Annotated in this window: 15 protein-coding genes; 12 read left to right on the top strand and 3 right to left on the bottom strand. The window is 69.0% G+C overall.

Going from position 1 to position 22,319, the window contains the following annotated elements:
• Positions 1 to 53: 53 nt before the first annotated feature.
• Positions 54 to 1,244 (top strand): glycoside hydrolase family 3 N-terminal domain-containing protein, encoded by a 1,191-nt coding sequence (locus Raf01_RS12640; protein ID WP_239133561.1) that lies wholly within the window; start codon positions 54 to 56, stop codon positions 1,242 to 1,244.
• Positions 1,245 to 1,539: 295 nt separating this feature from the next.
• A complete protein-coding gene (locus tag Raf01_RS12635) occupies positions 1,540 to 2,679 on the top strand; it encodes a glycoside hydrolase family 12 protein (RefSeq protein ID WP_203918016.1) in 1,140 nt (379 codons plus the stop codon).
• 80 nt (positions 2,680 to 2,759) lie between these two features.
• Here the strand turns inward: Raf01_RS12635 and Raf01_RS12630 are convergent, their stop codons facing one another.
• Positions 2,760 to 3,872, bottom strand: a complete 1,113-nt coding sequence (locus Raf01_RS12630) for a pectate lyase family protein (protein WP_239133560.1) — start codon at positions 3,870 to 3,872, stop codon at positions 2,760 to 2,762.
• A gap of 694 nt (positions 3,873 to 4,566) precedes the next feature.
• Between Raf01_RS12630 and Raf01_RS12625 the strand changes: the two genes are divergently transcribed.
• Positions 4,567 to 6,015, top strand: coding sequence for a cellulose binding domain-containing protein (locus Raf01_RS12625; RefSeq protein WP_275412981.1), 1,449 nt, complete (start codon positions 4,567 to 4,569; stop codon positions 6,013 to 6,015).
• A gap of 49 nt (positions 6,016 to 6,064) precedes the next feature.
• Here the strand turns inward: Raf01_RS12625 and Raf01_RS49480 are convergent, their stop codons facing one another.
• Positions 6,065 to 7,366: a cellulose binding domain-containing protein gene (locus Raf01_RS49480; RefSeq protein WP_239133559.1), complete on the bottom strand. Its 1,302-nt coding sequence runs from the start codon at positions 7,364 to 7,366 to the stop codon at positions 6,065 to 6,067.
• A gap of 176 nt (positions 7,367 to 7,542) precedes the next feature.
• On the opposite strand from Raf01_RS49480, the gene Raf01_RS12615 reads away from it, so the two are divergent.
• The 9 genes from Raf01_RS12615 to Raf01_RS12575 all read left to right on the top strand — a co-directional run bounded on the left by Raf01_RS12615 (position 7,543) and on the right by Raf01_RS12575 (position 20,884).
• Entirely contained in the window at positions 7,543 to 8,022 is a 480-nt protein-coding gene (locus Raf01_RS12615; protein ID WP_239133558.1) for a GtrA family protein, read from the top strand.
• Between the two features lie 104 nt (positions 8,023 to 8,126).
• On the top strand, positions 8,127 to 8,780 hold the full coding sequence (locus Raf01_RS12610; protein WP_203918014.1) for a peptidoglycan recognition protein family protein: 654 nt from the start codon (positions 8,127 to 8,129) through the stop codon (positions 8,778 to 8,780).
• Between the two features lie 322 nt (positions 8,781 to 9,102).
• Positions 9,103 to 9,552 carry a group I truncated hemoglobin gene (locus Raf01_RS12605; protein ID WP_203918013.1) on the top strand — a complete coding sequence of 150 codons (450 nt, stop codon included), beginning with the start codon at positions 9,103 to 9,105 and terminating at the stop codon, positions 9,550 to 9,552.
• Positions 9,552 to 10,721, top strand: a complete 1,170-nt coding sequence (locus Raf01_RS12600) for a globin domain-containing protein (RefSeq protein ID WP_203918012.1) — start codon at positions 9,552 to 9,554, stop codon at positions 10,719 to 10,721. The genes Raf01_RS12605 and Raf01_RS12600 overlap by 1 nt, the downstream gene beginning before the upstream one ends.
• Complete coding sequence (locus Raf01_RS12595) at positions 10,718 to 11,611, top strand: DivIVA domain-containing protein (RefSeq protein ID WP_203918011.1); 894 nt, start codon at positions 10,718 to 10,720, stop codon at positions 11,609 to 11,611. The genes Raf01_RS12600 and Raf01_RS12595 overlap by 4 nt, the downstream gene beginning before the upstream one ends.
• Before the next feature lie 380 nt (positions 11,612 to 11,991).
• Positions 11,992 to 13,800 (top strand): glycoside hydrolase family 27 protein, encoded by a 1,809-nt coding sequence (locus Raf01_RS12590; RefSeq protein WP_203918010.1) that lies wholly within the window; start codon positions 11,992 to 11,994, stop codon positions 13,798 to 13,800.
• Between the two features lie 774 nt (positions 13,801 to 14,574).
• Complete coding sequence (locus tag Raf01_RS12585; protein WP_239133557.1) at positions 14,575 to 16,476, top strand: glycoside hydrolase family 28 protein; 1,902 nt, start codon at positions 14,575 to 14,577, stop codon at positions 16,474 to 16,476.
• Positions 16,477 to 16,808: 332 nt separating this feature from the next.
• Positions 16,809 to 19,058 carry a glycosyl hydrolase family 28 protein gene (locus tag Raf01_RS12580; RefSeq protein WP_203918009.1) on the top strand — a complete coding sequence of 750 codons (2,250 nt, stop codon included), beginning with the start codon at positions 16,809 to 16,811 and terminating at the stop codon, positions 19,056 to 19,058.
• A 200-nt stretch (positions 19,059 to 19,258) separates the two neighbouring features.
• Positions 19,259 to 20,884: a glycoside hydrolase family 88 protein gene (locus Raf01_RS12575; RefSeq protein WP_203918008.1), complete on the top strand. Its 1,626-nt coding sequence runs from the start codon at positions 19,259 to 19,261 to the stop codon at positions 20,882 to 20,884.
• A gap of 198 nt (positions 20,885 to 21,082) precedes the next feature.
• On the opposite strand, the gene Raf01_RS12570 is transcribed toward Raf01_RS12575, so the two are convergent.
• Positions 21,083 to 21,847 (bottom strand): IclR family transcriptional regulator, encoded by a 765-nt coding sequence (locus Raf01_RS12570; protein WP_203918007.1) that lies wholly within the window; start codon positions 21,845 to 21,847, stop codon positions 21,083 to 21,085.
• Positions 21,848 to 22,319: the final 472 nt, after the last annotated feature.

The following is a 22,319-nucleotide window of genomic DNA, read 5'->3' as shown; positions in this document are numbered from 1 at the left end:
CGTAGGCCACGGTATGCCTCCGGCGCTGCCGGCGCGACCGTAGCGTGGGTGAGGTGAGCGATTCCCAGCTGAGTCGCCGGCTGCTGCTCGCGGGCATCGGGTCGGCCGCGGTGGCGGCCGGCGTCGCCGGCTGCGATTCGGAGACCAAAGCGCCCACACCGGCGCCGGCCGACCGGCCTCGGCCTCCGAGGTCCAAGCCCACGCCCAAAATCGACGAAGCCGCGCTGCGCCGCAAAGTAGCCGGCCTGCTCGTGGTCGGCTTCCGCGGCGACACGGTGAGCCGCAACGACTGGATCATGCAGGCGATCCGGAACGGCCTGGGCGGCGTCGTCCTCTTCGACCGCGAACTTCACACCAACGCCCCGCGCAACATCACCTCACCGGCACAGGTCACCTCGCTGATCAAGACGCTCAAGGGAGCCTCACCCGGGGGGCGGCTCATCGTCTCGATCGATCAGGAGGGCGGCCAGATAGCCCGGCTCAACCCGAGCGACGGCTTCCCGGCGACACAATCGGAGGCCGAGATCGGTGCCGCGAACTCCACGGCCACCACTCACAGCTGGGCTCAGGGCATGGTGCACAGCCTCACCCAGATCGGTGTCAACCTCAACTACGCACCGGTCGTCGACCTGAACGTCAATCCGGACAGCCCGGCGATCGGCGAACTGGACCGCAGCTTCTCCGCCGACCCGAACGTGGTGGTGAAGAACGCCACCGAGGAGATCCGGGTGCACCGGGCCGGCCACGTCAAGACCGTACTCAAGCACTTCCCCGGCCTGGGCAGCGCGACCGGCAACACGGACTTCGCCGTGGTCGATGTCAGCACGACCTGGAACGCCAAGGAGCTCGAACCGTTCCGGAGGCTGATCAGTGCCGGCTTCGCCGACTCGGTCATGGCCGCCCACATCCTCAACAAGCAGCTCGATCCGACCCGACCGGCGTCGCTGTCCCACGCGGTCGTGACCGACCTGCTGCGCGGCAAGCTGGGCTACAAGGGACCGGTGGTCAGCGACGACATGCAGGCCGTCGCGATCTCCAGCACGTTCGGCCGGGACCAGGCCGTCGCGCTCGCGCTCGAGGCCGGCGTCAATCTGCTCGTGTTCGGCAACCAGCAGGTGTACGACCCGAACATCGTCGACGAGACGCTCGACAACGTGGTGAACCTGGTCCGCCAGGGGCACCTCACCGAGGCACAGATCGACCAGTCCGTCAGCCGGGTCAACACGCTGCGCCCGAAGAGCTGACCGGGTCCGAGAGCTGACCGCCAGCCGCGCTCACCTCGATGTCGGCGGCTGCCGGGCTGATTGCCGCGTTGCGGCAGGAGGGGCCGCTCCCGGACAAGCGGCCATCCCGAAGACCCGCCGATGGCCGCCTGACGCCGCCGCGCAGCCCGCGGGACGCCGAGCGGTTGACCCGGCCTATCCTCTGATTTATGTTTGTCGATACGACAAACAATCCGTCGGGTCGCCCGTGGCGATCGCCGATCTCGCGGCCGTCGGCGACGTCCCCGTGGCGATCCGCCTGAAAGATGGGACGGCCATGAGACGGCGAACTCTCGCCCTGTCAATGGGCATGGCGGCCGCGCTGGCCGCGATCGGGGGACTGGTCTTCACCGGACCCTCGGCGTCGGCGGCCACCGGTTGCAGCGTCACCTACACGCTCAGCGGCCAGTGGCCGGGCGGGTTCGGGGCGAACCTCACCATCAAGAACCTGGGCGACCCGATCAGCTCGTGGACGCTGACCTGGTCCTACCCGGCGGGCCAGCAGGTGACGCAGGCATGGAACGCCACCGTCACGCAGAGCGGTTCGGCGGTCACCGCGAAGAACGTCAGCTACAACGGTTCGGTGGCCACCAACGCGACCGCTTCGTTCGGCTTCAACGGCAGCTTCACCAGCAGCAACCCGGCGCCGACCAGCTTCTCGCTCAACGGCACCGCCTGCACCGGTGGCGTGTCCAACTCCACCGGGCCAACGCCGAGCCCGTCGCGGACCACCGGCGGCCCGACGACACCGCCGCCCGGCAACGGCATCCCGTCGGATGCCGCCTGGGTGGCCACCGGATCGTTCGACTCCTGGACGAACAACGGCTACACGCTCAACAACGACGTCTGGGGCGGTGGCGCCGGCTCCCAGACGATCTGGGCACGTACCGGTACCAACTGGGGTGTCGTCTCGACCCAACCGCGTACCAGCGGCGTCAAGTCGTACCCGCACACCGGCAAGACGCTGAACCGCGCGCTCAGCTCGCTCCGCTCGGTGAGCAGCTCGTTCAACGTCACCGTGCCGAGCGACGGTGACTACGAGACCGCGTACGACATCTGGGCCAACAACAACGCGTACGAGGTGATGATCTGGGAGAACCAGAAGGGTGCGGTGGGCCCGATCGCGTCGTCCTACGACTCGAACGGCGCCGTCCCAGACGCGCGCAACGTCAGCGCCGGCGGCAGCACCTGGAACGTGTACCGCGGCTCGAACGGCAGCAACCAGGTCTACTCGTTCCTGCGGACCAGCGCCACCAACTCCGGCTCCAACGACGTCCTCGCGGTGCTCAACTGGCTGCGCACCCAGGGCTGGTGGGGTGACGTGACCGTCGGCGACATCCAGTTCGGCTTCGAGATCTCCGGCACCGCCGGCCAGTCCAGCTTCGTCTGCAACAGCTTCTCCATCACCTCGAGCTGAACCCGGACCGTGTCCGAACGCACCGGGCCGTACCCCGCGAAGTTGAAATCCGCGTGGTACGGCCCGGGTCGCGGTACCGGTCAGACCTTTCCGGTACCGGCGCCGCTGGTCACGATCGACTTGACGCTGTTGTTGGCGTCGACCGTGTACGCGTAGGGGATCGCCGCGACACTGGCGCCGTTGCGGGTCGCCGGCGTGCCGGAGTTGACGAGGTAGTTGTTGAGCAGCTTGACGTTGCCGGCCGGCGAGTCGCCGGTGGAGGTGACCACGGTGTTCGGGGTGTTCTCGAAGTAGTTGCGCTCCACGTACACGCCCGCGTTGCAGGTGGTGGCCACGCCGTAGGTGCCGCTGTTGTAGTAGTAGTTGTTGTACACGTGGACCGGGTTGCCGAACCGCACCCGCGGGCCACGCTGGTCACAGTTGTTGAACCAGTTGTGGTGGAACGTGACGCGCAGGTGTCCGGTGTCCTCGGCGGCGTTGCCGTCGTCGTGCCCCACCAGGTCGCACTTGATGTGGTCGTGCTCCTTGTTCCAGGACACGGTGATGTAGTCGGCCGCGTGGGTGATGTCTATGAGGCCGTCGTAGTAGTCGGTCCCGTGCGAGGTGTCGCTGGACAGGTCGTTGTGGTCGATCCACAGGTGGGTCGACTTCTGGATGTGGATGGCGTCCCCGTTGCCGTTGCCGGCCAGTACCTTGGAAATCACCAGGTTGCGGACGATCACGTTGTTGACGTTGCTCAGGTTCAGCCCGCACCCGGTCAGGCCGGAGCTGGAGCCGACGCCGTAGATTGTCTTGTTCGAGGCCACCCGCACGTCGCTGGAACAGGTGAAGCGACCGTTGACGTTGATGGTCTCCTGGGTGCTGGACGCGGCGGCGCTGGTGAGGGCGGAGAGGCTGGTGACGGTGACGACCGGACCGGTACCGCCGCCGTTGGTGCCCCCGGCCATGGTCGACCAACCCTCCTGGTTGAAGGTGGCGGCCATCGCCCGAGGCGCGTGGATCGTCACGCCGGCCAGCGCCATGGCGAGGATCCCGACGGCGACGGTCGGGGTACGCCAGGAACCGACTGGTCCGGGTCGTCGCGCGGCACCAGACGCGCCGAGCCGGGCCGGTCGCAAGCGCCGCCCGGACGGTGGTGTCGCGGTGGATTCTTGTCGCTGAGAGGCAGGCGGTACCGCCTTGCGGAACAGCATGAGCAACCTCCGATTGGGACGTGGGCGTCCCCGCAACGCGGTACGGTCCGCGGCGCACGACTGGTCTGGGTCGCGGCGCGGCGTCAGACGCGCCGAGCCAGACTGGTCGGAAACGGGATGGCCGTGGGCCCCACCACGATCCGAGCATCGCGCTGGTCGGGAGGGGACGCGGGTGAAAACGCTTTCCCGAATCGTATCGATGCACTTCTATGTCGTCAATGTCCGCGGTGACGCTTCACGACAGTTCGGCACGACCCGCCGACGTATCACTCAGGGCTTGACAAGTGTCGATGTGAACGGTAACAATTGCCAGCTCAACCGGGTTGGTAGCCGAGCCAGCCCGGGAGTCCGGGGCCGGGCGAGACCATCGGTCGAGCTGGTGTGCCGACCCACCCGCCGGTCGCCGGCGGTATCCGGACGCCGATCCGCGCCGAACCGTCCACGCCCGGATCGTCCACGCCGGACTGTTCGCGACGGGCCGTCCACGTCGGACGTCGCACGGTGGACTGTTCGCGATGCACCGTCCGCGATGGATCGCTCGCGACGGACCGTCCATGGTGGACTGTCCGCGCGACGGACCGTCCACGGCGGACTGTCCGCCATGGACAGCTCGCGTCCGGGAGCCGCTGGATCCGGGTCACCGGACGCGCGACGGACGCCGGCCGGCCGCCCTACGAATGACCCTGGAGCACTCATGTATCTACGACCCAGACGAGCGGTGACGACGCTCGCCGTGACGCTCGCGGTAGCGGCCACCGCGCTGCTCGCCGGATTCGTGGCCGTGACGCCGGGCGCGCACGCCGCCGCCGGTGACGGTTCGCCTGTGGACCCGAACATCGCCTTCGTCGGCCGGTGGGACACCCGCAACCCGGCCGCCTACGTCCCCTACTGGGCAGGCGCGTACTTCACGACCGGCTTCACCGGCACTACCGTCAAGCTCAACCAGCGCAACACGATCGACCTGTACGCGAGCATCGACGGCGGACCCGACGTCTACCTCACCAACGTCGCCGGCACAGTGAACCTCACCCCGACCCGGCTGGCCGCCGGCAACCACACCCTGCGCGTGTCGTACCGCGTGGTGGCCGGCTCGTACCACGGCGACGCGGTCTTCCAGGGTCTGACCCTCGACCCGGGAGCGCACACCTACCCGGCGACCGTGCCGGCGAGGCTGATCGAGTTCGTCGGCGACTCCATCACGGTGGGCACGACCACCACCGAGAACGCGCTGACCGCCTACGGTTGGCTGATCGGCGAACGGCTCGGCACCCGGCACACCCAGATCGCCCAGGGCGGCGCGTGCCTGGTCGCCACCGCGGACGGCTGTGTGGGACTGGAGAACCAGTTCCTCAAGTTGGATCCCAACGCGGCCACACCCGACTGGGACTTCGGCCGGTACCAGGCCAACGCCGTCGTCATCAATCTCGGTACCAACGACAGTGGCCACGGCGTACACACGCCGCAGTTCCAGTCGTCGTACACCCACCTGCTGGAGGAGGTCCGCGCGAAGTATCCGGGCGCGGTCGTCTTCGCCCTGGAAACCTTCAGCCAGCGGTTCGCCGCCCAGACCCAGGCCGCGGTGCAGGCCCGCAACGCCGCCGGAGACAGCGATGTCGTCTACGTCAACACCGAGGGTTGGCTGACCTCCGCCCAGCTGTCCGACTCGGTACACCCGAACGACGCCGGGCACCGGGCCGTCGCGGACCGCCTGGCTCCGATCATCGCCGCCCGGCTGGGCGCCTCCCCCACAGCCTCCCCCACGGCCTCCCCCACGTCCTCTCACACGGCCTCCCCCACCCCGACGCGCACCGGTGGCGGCCCGGCCGGCTGCTCGGTCTCCTACACCGTCACCAGCCAGTGGCAGGGCGGGTTCCAGGGCGACGTGGTCATCGCCAACACCGGTACCGTCGCCGTCAACGGCTGGTCGCTGGGCTGGTCGTTCCCCGACGGCCAGACCGTCAGCCAGGCATGGAACGCGAGCGTCACGCAGAACGGGGCGGCCGTGACCGCGACCGACGGGGGCTGGAACGCGACCATCGCACCCGGCGGCTCCACCAGTTTCGGATTCCTGGCCAGCCAGACCGGTACCAACCGCGAGCCGGCCGGCTTCACCCTCAACGCGGCGGCGTGCGCGGTGGCCTGATCCCCGCGCGGGTCCGGGCTCCGGCACGAGGCACCGGAGCCCGGACGCGTCACCGGAGGTACGCGGCGAGGCCGAGTTGCTGATTCCGTACCGCGGTGGCCACGACACCGGCGATCTGCCGGGCACCCTGCGTCTCGAAATGGGTGTGGTCGTCGCAGAAGAACGCGCCCACGGCGCCCGAGGTGTAGTCGCCGTTGTTCGGACAGAACTTGAGGGTGTTGTACAGCGTGTAGCTCAGCTTGTGCAGATCGATGACGGGTACGCCGGCGGCGGCACCGGCGTCGAACGTCTCGGCGAGGAATCCCCGGTTCCCGGTCGCCACGCTCCCGCTACACGTGATCGCGGCGACCGGGGTCAGGAACACGGCACGCACGCCGCGCTGCGCCGCCGCGGCCGCCATCACCCCGAGCAGTTCCTTGTACCGCGCCGATCCCACATGCCGGTTGCAGGTGCTGTCCCCGTCGTTGATGCCGAACTGGATGAACAGATAGTCGCCGGCCTTCATACCCGTCGACGAGTTCAGCATGGCCTGCCACCGGGCCGAGTAGGTCGCCGGGCTGACGACGCACTCACCGGCGGAGTTCATCGTGGTGGTGACGTTCGGGTCGTACAGCCAGGTCTGGATGCTGCGCCCGCCGACCGCGCTGTCGACGACGGTCACGTTGCTGTTGAAGTAGGGCGCGAACTGGCTGCCCCAACCGACCGGGCAGACGCCTCCCACCGGGTTCATCATCGTCGAGTCGCCCGCCATCCAGATGGTGACCCGGGGCTGCGAGCCGGGTGGGCCGCTCGTGGACGGCCTACTCGACGGGGTGGTCGGCGCGCCGGTGGGGGTACGGCTCGGGGTGAGGCTCGGCGTCGGCTGGGTGCCGCCCGACGGGGTGGCGCACGGTGTCGCGGTCGGGAGGCCGGTGCACGGGGTGCCGTTCAGCGTGAACGCCGCGGGTACCGGGTTGCTCCCGGTCCAGGTCCCGTTGAAGCCGAAGCTGGCGGTGCCGCCGCTGGCGATCGTGCCGTTGTAGCCGACGTTCTTCGCGGTGACCGCGGTCCCGCTCTGGGTCACGGTGGCGTTCCATGCCTGGGTGACGCTCTGACCGGCGGCGAAGGTCCAGGTCAGGGTCCAGGCGGTGACGGCGTCGCCGAGGTTGGTGATAGTGACGTCGCCGCCGAATCCGCCGGACCACTGGCTGGTGACCCGGTAGTCGACCCGGCACCCGGTGGTCGCGGCCTGGGCCGCCACCGATGTCCCCACGAGGTCGCCGGTCACCACGAAGCCGCCGGTCACGACCGCCAGGGCGGCGGTGACCAGAACGGCGGTGGCCGCGGCCGTGCGGCGGTGCGGTGCTCTCATCTCGTCCTCCTGCCGTTGTGGGTACGGGCGGCGATGAATTGATGCTACTCGATACTATCGACCACCTGGCGGCTCCCGACCCGCCGGCATAACAGTGATCGACGTTCTGGTGAATGCCGCGTGTCCGGCTGGGCGAAACGCCGGAGCGCGGAAGCTCCGGCGTGCATCATGGTCAGGTGACGGGGGTACGGGAGCGGCCGGCGACGCGGGTCCGGCTGGTCGAGCGGGTCGACGGCGCACTGGTACGGGCGCTGGACCGCCTGCCACCCCGGCTGCGCCGGGTCCTGCCCCGGGAACTGGTCGGCTTCGCGATCCTCGGCGGGTTCACGTTTCTCGTCGACCTCGCACTGCTCAGCGCCCTGCACGCGTGGACCGGCCTGCCGGAGGCGGCCGAGGTCAGCATCGCTTACCTGTGCGCGTTCGCGCTCAACTTCGTGCTGAACCGCACCCTGAACTTCCGCTCGCACGCCCCCGTCGCCGGCCAGGCACTGCGGTACTTCCTGGTGATCTGCTGCGACTACGGCCTGACCCTGGGGGTGACCACCGGCCTGACCGGTCTCGGCCTGGATTTCCGGCTGGCCCGACTGACCGCCGCCGGTTGCGTGGCCGTCTTCACGTACACCGCGGCGCGGCGGTGGGTGTTCAGCCGCCGCTGACCCGGCGAGCCACCCGTCCCGGGCGCGCCCGGCCTCTCGACGGGCCGAACCGGCTCCCTTTATGATCACATCGATAAATTCACATAGGGTGATGAGGAGCTGCCATGTCCCCCCTCAACCGCCGTACCCTGCTGCGCGGCACTGCCCTCGGCGCCGGAGCCGCGGCCGCGTCCCTGCTCACCGTCGGCGCCCACAGCGCTTCGGCCCACGTCGACCAGCCGGTCATCGCCGGCGGCGGGCAATGGGGAGCGCGGCCACCGTCCGGACCGCTGACCATCGTGCAGAACCGCCCCAACAAGATCATCGTTCATCACACGGCGATGGCCAACTCCACGGACTACTCACAGGCGCACGCCTTCCAGAACTCGCGCGACATCCAGAACCTGCACATGGACGTCAACGGCTGGATCGACAGTGGACAGCACTTCACCAACAGCCGCGGCGGCTGGGTCACCGAGGGTCGCAACGGGAGTCTCTACGCGCTGCTGCACGGGCAGACGATGGTCGAGGGCGCGCACTGCGTCGGCCAGAACGACCAGGCGATCGGCATCGAGAACGAAGGAACGTACCTGACCGAGCAGCCGCCGCAGGCCCTGTGGAACAGCCTGGTCACTCTGTGCGCGTTCATCTGCCAGCAGTACGCCATTCCGGCCGCGCAGATCTACGGACACAACGACTTCAACTCCACCCAGTGCCCGGGTCTCATCCACGACCGGTTGCCGGAGCTGCGCGCCTCGGTCGCCGCCGCGGTGGCCTGACCGTCTCCGCCGTCGGACCCGGGCGATGGGTTTGCGTCACCCGCCGTTCGGGGACAGTGGTTCCGGGAATCGGTTCGGTGACCATCGCCATCCGCCAGTGAACGCGCGACGAATGCGCCGCGCTATCACCCGCCCACTCTCCGCCTAACTGCGGCAAGCGCTTGCCGGCGGGGTAACAGGTGGAGGTGACCCCAGCGCTTGTTACATGGCGAACGGTCCCCTATGGTCATCGAAGCGTATGGCCCATGGCAACGATCGGCTGATCTAGGGGTCAGCCGTTCGTTGAACCCCAACGGAATACACCCCACGACGAGAGGTAGCGATGACGCAGGACACGGCGCTGCTCGAACTCGATGCCGACGCGCGACGGGACTCACCCGGTTCGACGTTCCTGGCGATCGGCGGGACCGCGGCGGTCTCCGCCGTTGTCGAGGAGTTCTACATCCGCCTGCTGGCCGACCCGGCGACCGCCGGATTCTTCGAGCCGATGCTCGCCGCCGACGGGCTCTCCTCGCTCAAGCGTCACCAGATCCTGCTGCTCACCAAGGTGCTGGGCGGTCCCGACCGGTATGCCGGGCGCGACCTGCAGGCCGCGCACGCCCACCTGGGCGTCACAGAGGACGCCTACCGCCGGGTGTCCCTGCATCTACTGACCGTGATGCACGACTTCAAGGTTCCGATGGACGTCCTGATGGCCGTGGACGGCATCCTGCGCAGTGTCGCGCCCCTCATCGTCAGCGCTGGCGCGGGCGCCTACGGAGCCGACCGGTAGTGGACGTTGCAGCACTGAAGGCGAGTTGGGCGCAGGTCGTCGAGCTGGGCGACCAGGCGGCCGCGTACTTCTACGCCACCTTGTTCAGCCTGGACCCCGAGCTGCGCAAGCTGTTCTCGGCGTCCATGGGCGGGCAGCGCGACCGGCTGCTGTCCGCCCTCGGGCACATCGTGTCCAACGTCGACGACACCGAGGCGCTGGTCCCGTTCGTTCAACAACTCGGCCGGGACCACCGCCGCTTCGAGGTGACCGCCGAGCATTTCCCGACGGTTGGCCGGGCCCTGCTGCACACCCTGGCTCACGGCCTCGGCCCGGCTTGGAACGAGCAGCTGGCTTCCGACTGGGCCGAGGCGTACGGGCTCGTCTCCAAGGTGATGATCGAGGCCGCCGAGGCGGCCAAGCAGGTCGAGCCGCCGTGGTGGAACGCGGAAATCGTGTCGCACGAGCGGCGTTCGCCCGACGTCGCCGTGCTCACCGTCCGGCCGGACCACGAGCTGCGGTACCGGTCCGGGCAGTCGATCGCGGTGGAATCCCACCTGCGCCCAAGGGTCTGGCGGTACCTGTCGCCGGCCAACGCCCGGCGGCCGGACGGCACCATCGAGTTCCACGTGCGTGCCGTGGCCGGTGGCCAGTTCTCCCCCGCGATGGTCTATCAGGCCCGCCAGGGTGACCTGCTGCGCCTGGGTGCGCCCATCGGCACCCGGATGACCGTGTCGCAGGACTCGCGCCAGGATCTGTTGCTGCTCGCCGGTGGCACCGGTCTCGCGCCGATGAAGGCCATCATCGAGGAGCTGGCGAGCAACCTCGACAGCCGCAGGGTCACTCTGGTGGTCGGGGCGGCCACTCAGTGGGACCTGTACGACATGCAGGCACTCATTCAGCTCGCCAACGAACTGCGCTGGCTGCACCTGATACCCGCGATGTCCGACGACCCGATCCAACCGCGGGCGACGGTCGTGGAGGCCGCCCTGCGCGCCGGGTCCTGGCATGACCGGCAGATCTACATATGCGGTTCGCCCGCGATGGTCTCCGGCACGCGACAGACCCTGATGGAGCACGGCTACCAGCCCGATGCCGTGCGAGTCGAGCAGTTCGACGACAAGACCTACGCGCCGCTGAGCGCGTCGCTGCCCCCGCAACGGATGCCCCAGGAGGCCACTCGGCGATGAGCACGTCATCCGGCTACCGGCGCAGGCCACTGTCTCCACACGAGATCCGCAACCTGCGCATCCGTCAGATCGGTTTCCGCAAGGGATACGACCCGGCGGAGGTCGAGGCGCTGCTGCAGCGACTGGCCGAGGAGGTCGCCGCCCGCGACGGGCGGATCACCGCGCTGCTCACCGAGAATGAGCGTCTTCAGGTCGAGGTGTACGCGCGCCGGCACGGCCAGTTGCCGGCCAACACCGCGCCGGAGTTGGACGAGGACCTCATCGCGCAGCGGATCCAGGCACAGCAGTACGCGGACGACATGCTGGCGGCCGCGCAGACCAGCGCGGCACAGCTGGTCTCGCAGTCGCGGCAGCAGGCCAACGAAATCCTCCGTGCCGCGCACGACGCTGCCGAGCGGGCGGTCCGCGAGTACCGGGCGAACGCCGGCGGCAGCTACACGGCCGACCGCGAAGAACTGACCCGGCTCGCCACGCTCGCCCAGTGGGCGATGCGTCAGCTCGCCGGGCTGCGCGCCCAGGTGGACGCGACGGACGACGCGGCACGGCTCGAACTGACCTCGATCCTGGACCGTCTCGGGTCGATCCTCTCCAGCCCGGCACAGCAGCCGCCGGCCGCACCGCAGACCGACTGGCTCACTCCCCGGCCGTCTCAGGCCGAGCGGTCGCAGCCGTCGATGGGCTGGACGTCGCAGACCGAACAGCCCCCGGCGATGGGCTGGACGTCGCAGGGCGAACAGTCGCAGCCTGCGACGAGCTGGCCACCGCAGACCGAACAACCCCAGCAGGCGAGCTGGTCGTCGCAGACCGAACAGGCACAGCCGACGATGAGCTGGCCGCCGGACGGCCGCTTCCCCTCGAATGGAGCGTCCGGCGCCACGCCGCCTCGGTGACGCCGCTGTGACACTCCACCGTGACGCCGCCGCCGTGACGCCCACGGTGACGGGCCAGCGCGCCGCCACCCCATGACGCGCGCTCGGGTCGGCCGGACCTGCTCGGGACGGGCCGGCCGACCCGGGCGCGACCTGCTGACGGTCACCGACCGGCCCGCTTCTCTCGCGCCGGTACCGCGTCTGACCGACGGCTGTGTTTGGCCAACGGCCGTGTCTGACCACCGGCGGTGTCCAACCAATCGACCCTGTCTGACCATCGACCCTGACGTGTCCGACGTCTGACGGATGACCTCACGGCTCACCACGGTTAGCGTGACAAGACACGCGACCGAGGGTAGCCGCGGTAGACCGATCCGACCGGTGCGACCTCAGGAGTACGGATGCGCACGTTGCCCCGCCCGATCACACGCCTGTTTGCCGCACGCCCGATCACCGCACGCCTGCTCACCGCCGGCCTGCTGGCGGCCGGCTCGCTCGCCGTACCGGCGGCGTCCGGTGCCGCACTCGCGGCCGGAGCGCCGGCCGGGCACGGTCTGGCTCGCACCCCTCCGATGGGCTTCAACGACTGGAATGCCTTCGGGTGCAACGTCAGCGCGTCGCTGGTGGAACAGACCGCGCTGGCCATGCACACGAACGGCATGCAGGCGGCCGGGTACGACTACGTCAACATCGACGACTGCTGGATGGCCGGACGGGACATTCCCCGTACCGATCCCACCCGTGCCACGGCCGGTCGGGACGCCGACGGCCACCTCGTCGCCGACCCGGTCTACTTCCCGCCCAGCGCCCCGGGCCGCAACGACGGCATCAAAGTCGTGGCCGACTACGTTCACGCCCTCGGCCTGAAGCTCGGCATCTACCAGGACACCGGCCGGACCACCTGCCAGGGCCTGGCCGGCACGTACCAGGGCCCGAGCGGGGCGACCTACGACGCGATCGACGCGGGTGACTTCGCGAGCTGGGGCGTCGACTACGTCAAGGACGACTGGTGCAACGTCCCCCTGTCCGACGTACCCGGTGCCACCCGTGACGACAAGGCCAACTACCTCTACACGCAGATGAGCCAGGCGTTGCAGGCGACGGGCCGGCACATCGTCTTCGAGGCGGCCACCCTCGGCGATCCCGGGCTGTCCACCTACACCTGGGCGCCCTCGATCTCCAACCTGTGGCGCACCACGACGGACATCAGCCCAAGCTTCTCCAGCATGCTGAACAACTTCACGGTGAACTCGGCGCTCGCCCAGTACGCCGGTCCTGGGCACTGGAACGATCCCGACATGCTGGAGATCGGCACCGGCGGGTTCAGCACGCTGGCCGCCGCGGCGCCGGCCGGCACCACCACCGTGCTGGTCGCCAGCACCTCGCGAGCCATCGTCGGCGGCGTGATCCGGATCGGCACCGCGGCGGCCGGCGATCTGGAGAGCGCGGTCGTGACCTCGGTCGGGACGGCGGGTGCCGCGGGCACCGGCATCACCGTCGCGACCCCGCTGACCCACGACCACCCCGCGGGCGAGCAGGTCAACAAGGACGGCATGACGCTGGCCGAGGAGCAGACCGAGTTCACCCTCTGGGCGCAGGAGGCCGCGCCACTGATCGCCGGTACCGACGTCGTGAACCTGGCGCCGCAGGATCTGGCGATGTACCTGAACCCGGAAGCGGTCGCGATCGATCAGGATCCGCTCGGCGTGCAGGCCACCGTCCTGAGCAACGCCGACTCGCACTGGGTGCTGGTGCGGCCGCTCGCCAACGGGGACAAGTCGGTCGTGCTGTTCAACGCCGGCTCGACACCGTGGTCGGGCGCCAGCCTGCCGCTCGACTCGCTCGGTCTCGACGCCTCGCAGCGGTACACCGCACGCGACGTGTGGGCACACACCGACGGTACGGTCACCGGGGCGCTTGAGGTCGCCTCCGTACCGGCCCACGGGTCGGTGATGGTACGTGTGTCCTCGGCGGCCGATCAGCTCGCCGACCAACTGGCCCTCGTCGGGCACGTCGACGGCGGCAGCTTCGCGGCACAGCTACGGGCAGCCATCCGCGCGTTGGACAAGGGCCGGACCCGGGAGGCATGCGGTGCTCTCGACGGCTACGTCCACCACGTACGGGCGCAGAGCGGCAAGAAGCTGCGTACCGAACTCGCCGCTCAACTGATCGCCAACGCCCGGCGGATCGAGGGTCTGCTCGGCTGCTGAACCCGAACCCTGAACCTGAACCCGGAACCCCCTGAACCCGGGAACCTCTGAACCCCGCGCCCTCTGAACCCCGGAACCCTCTGATTCCGAGTCCGCCGCGCGGCTTTCTGCCTCACGGTAGAAATCCGCATCACCGGCGGACCCGCCGCCCGATCCAGACAGCGCAACCGGCCGGCGGCGAGGTCGCCGATCGGCCGGGACGGCACCGGGCACGCGCGCACGGATCCGCAGGTCCGCACGTGTGTCCACTGTGGTCTCGGCGGTCGGCGGGCACGCGGAGGGGCGCCGCGAGGGCAGGCGGGTCCGGGTGGCCGACCCGCGGGCCGGATGCGTCGATGGAAAGACCCGTTGACTTCACGGTTCGCCCGATGCGAGCCTGGGCGACAACTCCGATCCCACATAGTCATCCGTCGATGGCAAACGATCCTCCGGAGAGCGGGCGAGTGGCACTCGCCCGCGCCTGGCGGATCGGCGCCCTCGGTGGGTCCCGTGCGGCCCCATGCCGACCGGAACCCGACGCCGGCCCGCCGGCTGGAACCCGAGACCGGCGCGCCGGTTGAGGCCCGAGACCGGCCCCGCCGGCTTAGACCCGAGACCGGCCCGCCGGCCTAGGCCCGACGCCGGCGCGCCGGCCGGGCGGACGACGGTGGACGGAGCCGCGTCATCGGGGTCGCCCTCCGGCGCACCCGGTCACACCTCGAAGGGAGCAGGGCATTGGCACGTCCGCCATCCAGATCTGGGGCACGTCGGAGTGCGTGGTCCGTCGCCGTCGCGTTGGCCGCGGCGCTGCCGCTCGTCACCGTCACACTGGCGACCGCCACACCGGCCAACGCCGCCGGAACCTTCAATGTCAGGGACTACGGCGCGACCGGCAACGGGAGCACCAATGACGCCGCCGCGATCAACAGCGCGGTCAGCGCGGCGAACAGCGCCGGAGGCGGCACGGTGGAGTTCCCGTCCGGCACGTACAAGGTGGGTTCCACGGTCCACCTGAAAAGCAACGTCACCATCCAACTCGACTCCGGCTCGACTCTGACCGGTACGTCCAGCGGGTACGACGCACCGGAATCCAACTCCAACGACTCGTACCAGGACTTCGGGCACAGCCACTTCCACGACGCGATGTTCTACGGCGACCGACTGTCGAACATCGGTTTCACCGGCTCCGGCACCATCGACGGCGGCGGCAACCTCATCACCGGCAACCCGTCGTCCGGCCAGGCCGACAAACTCATCTCGCTGACCCGGTGCAGCAACCTGACGATGAACGGCATCACCCTCAAGCGCGGCGGTCACTTCGCCATTCTCATCAACGGCTGCGACGGGGTCAGCTCGGATCACCTGAACATCCAGACCGCCAGCGACCGGGACGGCTGGAACGTCATCAACACCCAGCACGCCACGTTCACGAACATCACCATCGCCGCCAACGACGACGCCCTGGTCTTCAAGAGTGACTGGGCGCTCGGCCAGCGATTCACCCAGGGCAACGTGACCGTGACCAACGCGCACCTGTCCGCGGCCTGCTGCAACGCCCTGATGTTCGGATCGGAGACGTGCAGCGACTTCTCGCACTACACCTTCTCGCACATCACCATCACCGGTGCCGGCAAGTCGGGGCTCGGGCTGGTGTCCATGGACGGCGCCAACATCTCCGACGTGCACTACAGCGACGTCACGATGTCCGGTACCGCCTCTCCCATCATGATAAAGATCGGTACCCGGAAACGCTGCGGCGACAGTCCCGGCATCGGCAGCATCAGCAACGTGACCTATGACGGAGTCACCGGCACCAGCGCGGGTGCCTACAGCCCGACCATCTGGGGTCAGTCCGGCCACCAGGTCAGCGGCATCACGTTCACCAACGTCAACCTGACCCTGCCGGGCGGCCACGCGGCGATGTCCGACGGGGTACCCAGTGACAACGGCGACTACAACCCGAACAGCATCGGCACCCGGCCGGCCTACGGGTGGTACATCCACCAGGCGAACGGGATCTCCTTCACCGACAGCTCCGTGAAGTTCTCCTCCAACGACAACCGGCCGGCAGTCATCGCCGACACCGGCAGCGGAATCTCATTCGACCACTTCGTCGTCCAACGGGGTAGCGGCAGCCCGTACGACCTCGGGTTCCAGTCGGTCAGCGGCTACTGCCAGACCAGCGTCACTAACACCAGCGGCGGCGCGCCGCGGATCAGCGCCACCGGATCGAGCCAGTCCTCGTCCTGCGGAGGCGGGGGCGGGCTGACCGTCAGCGGGCTCTCGGTCGCGGACACCGCCAACGCCGGCGACTGGTCCGTGCAGTCCGACCTGCAGGCCGGCGCCACGTTGTTCGGCGACCGGACGTTCGCCGTCGCCTCGGTACCGTCAGCGGTGGCGGGGGCACAGTGGATCCGCACCGCCAACGACTCCAAGTCGTCGACGGCCAATCCGCTGGCCACGTTCACCATCAGCCAGGCCGCGACCGTCTACTTGGGCGTCGACACCCGGGTGGGCAAGCGATCCTGGATGGACTCGAGCTGGACCGACACCGGTACCCAGCTGACCGACACCGAGGGAAGCAGCACCCGCCGGTTCGAGCTGTACCAGAAGTCGTTCCCGGCCGGATCGGTGTCGCTCGGGCCGGAGGCCGACACCGCCAACAACGGCAGCATGTATACCGTCATCGTGAAGTAGCGTCGCTCGCGATTCGTGGCCGCCGTCGACCGGGACGGCGGCCACTTCCCTGTGCGGGCTTCTCAATGGGCGGCACGCGACGCCGGCGGTGCGCCTTTCGCCCGGGGCGGCCCGGCCAGGTCTTTCCGGCGAGGCGGTCCCGGCGAGGTGCCTTCCACCGGACAGAACAAGCCGTTGGGGCGGAGTGATCCATTGGCGTAGACACCCAGGGAGTAGGCACCGAAAGAGGAGACAGCGAAGGAAGCGACCAGGCTCCCTGGCGTCACGCCGTCGACGGGAGCCCGGACAACGGGAGGCAGTGGGTGAGAGACAGAACAAGGATGGTCGTCGCCGTGTCAGCGGCCGTGATCGGGATGGGCGCGCTGGCCGCGTCCCCCGCGTCGGCCGCCGGTCCGGCGGGAGCCGGACCCGACGCGAGAGCCGTGTTCGACGCGAAAGTCGTGTTCAACGTGACGGCCTACGGGGCCAAGGGCGACGGCAAGACCAACGACGCCGCCACCATCACGGCCGCCGTCGATGCCGCGGCCTCCGCGGGTGGCGGGGTCGTGGAGGTTCCCGAGGGTACCTACCTGGTCGGCTCCACGGTCCACCTGAAGAGCGACGTGACCATCCAGCTGGACTCCGGCTCGACGCTGACCGGCGCGCCCAGCGGGTACGACGCTCCCGAGCCGAACCCCAACGATTCGTACCAGGACTTCGGGCACAGCCACTTCCACGACGCGATGTTCTACGGCGACGGGCTGTCCAACATCGGCTTCACGGGCTCCGGCACGATCGATGGCGGCGGCAACTTCATCACCGGCAACCCCAAGTCGGGTCAGGCCGACAAACTCATCTCGCTGACCCGGTGCGACAACCTGACGATGAACGGCATCACCCTCAAGCGCGGCGGCCACTTCGCCATCCTCATCAACGGCTGCGACGGCGTGAGGTCGGACCATCTGAACATTCAGACCGCCGACGACCGCGACGGGTGGAACGTCATCAACACCCGCAACGCCACCTTCAACGACATCACCATCGCCGCCAACGACGACGCCCTGGTCTTCAAGAGTGACTGGGCGCTCGGCCAGCGATTCACCCAGGGCAACGTCAGCGTCAACACCGCACACCTGTCCGCGAAGTGCTGCAACGCCCTGATGTTCGGATCGGAGACGTGCAGCGACTTCTCGCACTACACCTTCAACCACATCACCATCACCGGAGCCGGCAAGTCGGGCCTCGGACTGGTCTCCATGGACGGCGCCAACATCTCCGACGTGCACTACAACGACGTCACCATGTCCGGTACCGCCTCCCCCATCATGGTCAAGATCGGTACCCGGAAACGCTGCGGCGACAGCCCCGGCATCGGCAGCGTCCACGACATCACGTACAACAACGTGACCGGCACCCGCGCGGGCGGCTACAGCCCGACCATCTGGGGCCAGCCCGGTCACCCGGTCAGCGGCATCACGTTCAACAACGTCGACCTCACCGTCCCCGGCGGCCACGACCCGATGTCGATCGGTGTACCCAGCGACAACGGCGACTACAACCCGAACAGCATCGGTACCCGCCCGGCCTACGGCTGGTACCTGCACAACACCGACGGGATCACGTTCAACAACGCGGCCGTGCGCACCGACTCTCCCGACGGGCGACCGGCATTCCTCGCCGACGCGACCACGAACGTGAGGCTGAACAACGCCACCGTCGAGCCGGGCGACGGATCGCTCTTCGACCTCGGTTTCCTGGGCTCCACGTACTGCGTGAACAACGCGCACACCTCGATCGGCGTCGCCGCCCGAATCGACTCGGACGCCGCCTCCACGGCGACGTGTCACCGGCCGGCCAACGATTTCGCGGTGACGGTCACCCCGGACAGCCAGAACGTACCGGCCGGCACGGCAGCCACGTACACAGTGGACACCACGGTGGTGTCCGGACACCCGGGTGCCGTCACGCTCGCCGCGAGCAACCTGCCGGCCGGCGCTACCGCCTCGTTCGCCCCCGCCACGGTCGCCCCCGGCGGCACGTCGACCCTGACGGTGAGCAGCCCACCCGGCGGCCTGGGAGCGGTCGCCACGATGACCGTCACCGGCACCAGCGGCACCACGACGCACAGCGCGAACGCCGACCTGACCATCGCGCCGGTGAGCACCGGGGGCGGGACCGTCAGCGACCTGAGCGTCGCGGACACCACGAACGCGGCCGACTGGTCGATCCAGAGCAACCTGCGGGTGGGCGACGTGCTGTACGGCGATCGGACGTTCACCGTGGCCAGCCTGCCGCCGGGCCTGATCGGCGCGCAGTGGATCCGGACCGCGAACGACTCCAAGACGTCCACTGTGGACCCGCTCGCGTCGTTCACCGTAGGCCAGGCATCCACCGTCTACATCGGAGTCGACACCCGGGTCGGCAGGCGGCCGTTCCTGGACTCGACCTGGGCCGCCACCGGCGCCCAGATCACCGATACCGAGGGCAGCAGCACCCGGCACTTCGACCTGTACCAGAAGACGTTCCCGGCCGGCCCGGTCACGCTCGGCCCAGACGCCGACACGGCCAACAGCGGAAGCATGTACCTGATCGCGGTCGCCTGACCCGAGAAACCCAGAAGCGGCATGGCGTCACCGACGCCGTGCCGCTTCCTTGTTTCCAGCCCGCCTCCGCCTGACGGTAGCCGCGATTGACGCCGGCCACGCGGCCCGAACACTGTTAATCGAGGTTCGTCGATTGATTCCGGTGGCCGATCGGGTATTCGGGCCGACCGCCGGAGTCCCAGACACAGACGGAGGCACACATGGTCAGGCACAGATGCACCCGAGGCCGACTCGCCGGCGTGGTCGCACTCGCGACCGCGGCCGCGGTGGTCGCGGGTGTGGCGGTCACGCTTCCGCTGGCCGCCTCGGCCGCCAGCACCCGGTACGAGGCGGAGTCGGCCACGATCTCGCAGGGCACCGTGGCGAACAACCACAGCGGCTATACGGGTACCGGCTTCGTCGACTTCACCAACGTGGCCGGAAGCTACGTCCAGTTCACCGTGAGCGGGGCCGCCGCCGGATCGGTCACGCTCACCTTCCGGTTCGCCAACGGTACCGGCACCGACCGGCCGATGAGCCTGTCGGTCAACGGTACGCCGGCCGCGACGCTGTCCTTCCCGGGTACCGGCTCGTGGACGACTTGGAAGACGGTCAGCGCACCGGCCGGGATCAACCCGGGTACCAACACCATCCGGGTCACCGCGACCACCGCCAACGGCGGCCCGAACCTCGATTCGCTCACCGTCCAGGACACCGTCACCTCGCCGCCGTCCTCGGCACCGCCGTCATCGGCGTCCCCGAGCCCCGGCGCCGACTGGTCCACCCGGCTGGTCGACTCGACGACGACCCGGTTCACCCCGTCGACGCTGGGCGGCTGGGGATACACCGAGGGCCTCTACCTCTACGGCCAGTACCTGGTCTACCAGCGCACCCACGATCCGGCCTACCTGGCCTACATCAAGAGTTGGGCGGACCGGTTCGTCGGCAGCGACGGCAGCATCGACAACAGCTTCAACAACCTGGACAGCATGGAGCCCGGCAACATCCTGCTGATCCTCTATCGGGAAACCGGTCAGGCGAAGTACCGCACGGCGGCCACGAAGATCTGGACCAGGCTGGAAGGCACCAACGGCGGTAACGGCAGCTATCCCCGCACGTCCGACGGCGGGTTCTGGCACGGTACGACCAGGCAGCACCAGCTGTGGTTGGACGGCACCTACATGGCGCTGCCGTTCCTGGTGAACTACGGAGCCATCGTGGGCAACGCGGCCGTCGCCGACGCCGAGGCGGTCAAGCAGTTGCTGGTCTACGGCGGGCACCTGGTGGCGCCGAACGGCCTGCTGTACCACGCCTACGACGAGTCGGCCGCGCAGAGCTGGGTGGTACCCGGGACAAACCACTCGCCCGAGTTCTGGTGCCGGGCGATCGGCTGGTACGGGATGGCGGCGGTGACCGTGCTGGACGCCGTTCCGGCCGACCAGCCCGACCGCGGCCGGGTGCTGACCATCCTGCGAAACCTGGTCGCCGCGATGAAGACCTACCAGGACCCGGCGACCGGCCGCTGGTTCCAGGTGGTCGACAAGGGCTCCCGGTCGGACGACTGGACCGAGACCTCCTGCTCGGCGATGTTCACGTACACGATCTCGCGCAGTGTCGAGAAGGGCTACGTCGACCCGAGCTACGCGGCCGTGGCGAACCGGGGCTACCAGGGGGTGCTGGCGCGCATCTCGCTCGGCGGCGACGGCCTGACCAACCTGACCGACATCTCCATCGGCACCAACGTGGGCGACTACGCGTACTACGCCGGCCGGACCCGGGCCGTCAACGACCAGCACGGGCTGGGTTCCTTCCTCATCATGAACGAACAGCTGATGCGCACGGGCTGACCCCGCACCGAGCGGTATCCGGCGCCGGACCGTTCAACGGCGGTCCGGCGCCGCCACTCTCACGCCTCCCGCCTTCACACGCCGTCCGGCCTCACACGCCTCCCGCGCTCGCACGCCGGGCTCGCCTCCCGGGCTCACACGCCGGCCCGCCTCCCGGGCGAGCCTCGGCCGCGGGCAGTACCGGAAGCGTCGCTCCCGTCAGGCCCGGGTGTTCAGCGCGGCGGACACCTCGCGCGCCGCCCGAACCACCATCGGCGCGAGCCGGGCGACCTGGGCTCTGGCGATGTCGAAGCTCAGCCCGGAGACGCTGACCGCGCCGATCGGCTCGGCGCCGTGGTTGACGACGGCCGCGCCGACGCACCGGACCCGGGAGACGTTCTCCTCGTCGTCCAACGCCCAGCCACGAGCCCGTACGCTGGCCAGGTTGGCCAGCAGCGCGTCGGGCGTAGTCAGCGTGTTGGGCATCCGGCGGGGCAGCCCGCTGCGCGCGGCGATGCGGCGCACCTCGTCGTCCGGCAACGCGGCCAGGATCGCCTTGCCCATGGCCGTGCAGTGCAGGCTGACCGAGGCGCCCACCCGCGACTGGATGCCGTATGCCCCCCTGCCCTCCAGCTTCTCGAAGTAGACCGCCTCGTCGCCCTGCCGTACCGCGAAATGCACGGTGTAGCCGGTGCGCTCGCACAGCGCCCGCAACGCCGGCCGCGCCGCGCGCGCCAGGTCCGAGTCGTCGGCCGCGCGAGCCGCCAGCCGGATCAGGCCCGGTCCCAACACGTAGTCGTGTTCGTCGCCTTCACGAACCCACCCGTGCGCCACCAACTCCTGCAGGATCCGGTGCACGGTGGAGATCGGCAGGCCGGCGGTGTTCGCGATCCGCGAGAGCCGGCGTTGCTCTATCAGCGCCTCCGCCACCGCGACGAGCTTCGCGATGGCCGAAGGCGACTGTGTCGTTGTCGGGCTGCTCATCGAGCCAGCCACCCCCTCTTCACAGCCGGAGCGTGCCCGTGTCGGACGCTACGAGCACACCGCGGGACGGTCATTCACAGTCGTCACACCTCCGACGATGAGTTCCTGCCTTCCGTTCGGCAGAAAGAGACGGTCATTCATCGGATGGATTCTCACTATGGGGCCAGTCGATCCGGAGCGCCAGCCCCCTTCGGCGATGCCGCCGGTTGGAGCGCTCCCATACGCGCGCCTTTCCACGGCCGGGAGCACTGGAAAGCTGCGCAAACCATTGCAGAGGGTGTAGCCGCCGGAGCGGAGTGCCGTCAAGCGTGCACTCCGTGAGATGGAAAGTCCCAGCACACGGGCCTGCCCGAGCGAGGTCCGCGGGGATTTTCCGCGCGCTGCCTGCGGAAACCGAAAGATCTACCCCGCTCGGTCTTGACGCCGGAGCGAATCGACGCTTGACTTTGTTACAAACGTTTGCACCACGGTC

The sequence above is a fragment of the Rugosimonospora africana genome (genome assembly GCF_016862975.1).
GTDB lineage: Bacteria > Actinomycetota > Actinomycetes > Mycobacteriales > Micromonosporaceae > Rugosimonospora > Rugosimonospora africana.
This window is presented reverse-complemented; position numbering and strand designations above follow the sequence as displayed.

Coding starts and splice junctions, on each gene's coding strand:
- Raf01_RS12605 (WP_203918013.1), top strand. CDS start 9,103: ATGACGCAGGACACGGCGCTGCTCGAACTCGATGCCGACGCGCGACGG.
- Raf01_RS12635 (WP_203918016.1), top strand. CDS start 1,540: ATGAGACGGCGAACTCTCGCCCTGTCAATGGGCATGGCGGCCGCGCTG.
- Raf01_RS12575 (WP_203918008.1), top strand. CDS start 19,259: ATGGTCAGGCACAGATGCACCCGAGGCCGACTCGCCGGCGTGGTCGCA.
- Raf01_RS12590 (WP_203918010.1), top strand. CDS start 11,992: ATGCGCACGTTGCCCCGCCCGATCACACGCCTGTTTGCCGCACGCCCG.
- Raf01_RS12630 (WP_239133560.1), bottom strand. CDS start 3,872: ATGCTGTTCCGCAAGGCGGTACCGCCTGCCTCTCAGCGACAAGAATCC.
- Raf01_RS49480 (WP_239133559.1), bottom strand. CDS start 7,366: ATGAGAGCACCGCACCGCCGCACGGCCGCGGCCACCGCCGTTCTGGTC.
- Raf01_RS12625 (WP_275412981.1), top strand. CDS start 4,567: ATGTATCTACGACCCAGACGAGCGGTGACGACGCTCGCCGTGACGCTC.
- Raf01_RS12570 (WP_203918007.1), bottom strand. CDS start 21,847: ATGAGCAGCCCGACAACGACACAGTCGCCTTCGGCCATCGCGAAGCTC.
- Raf01_RS12610 (WP_203918014.1), top strand. CDS start 8,127: ATGTCCCCCCTCAACCGCCGTACCCTGCTGCGCGGCACTGCCCTCGGC.
- Raf01_RS12595 (WP_203918011.1), top strand. CDS start 10,718: ATGAGCACGTCATCCGGCTACCGGCGCAGGCCACTGTCTCCACACGAG.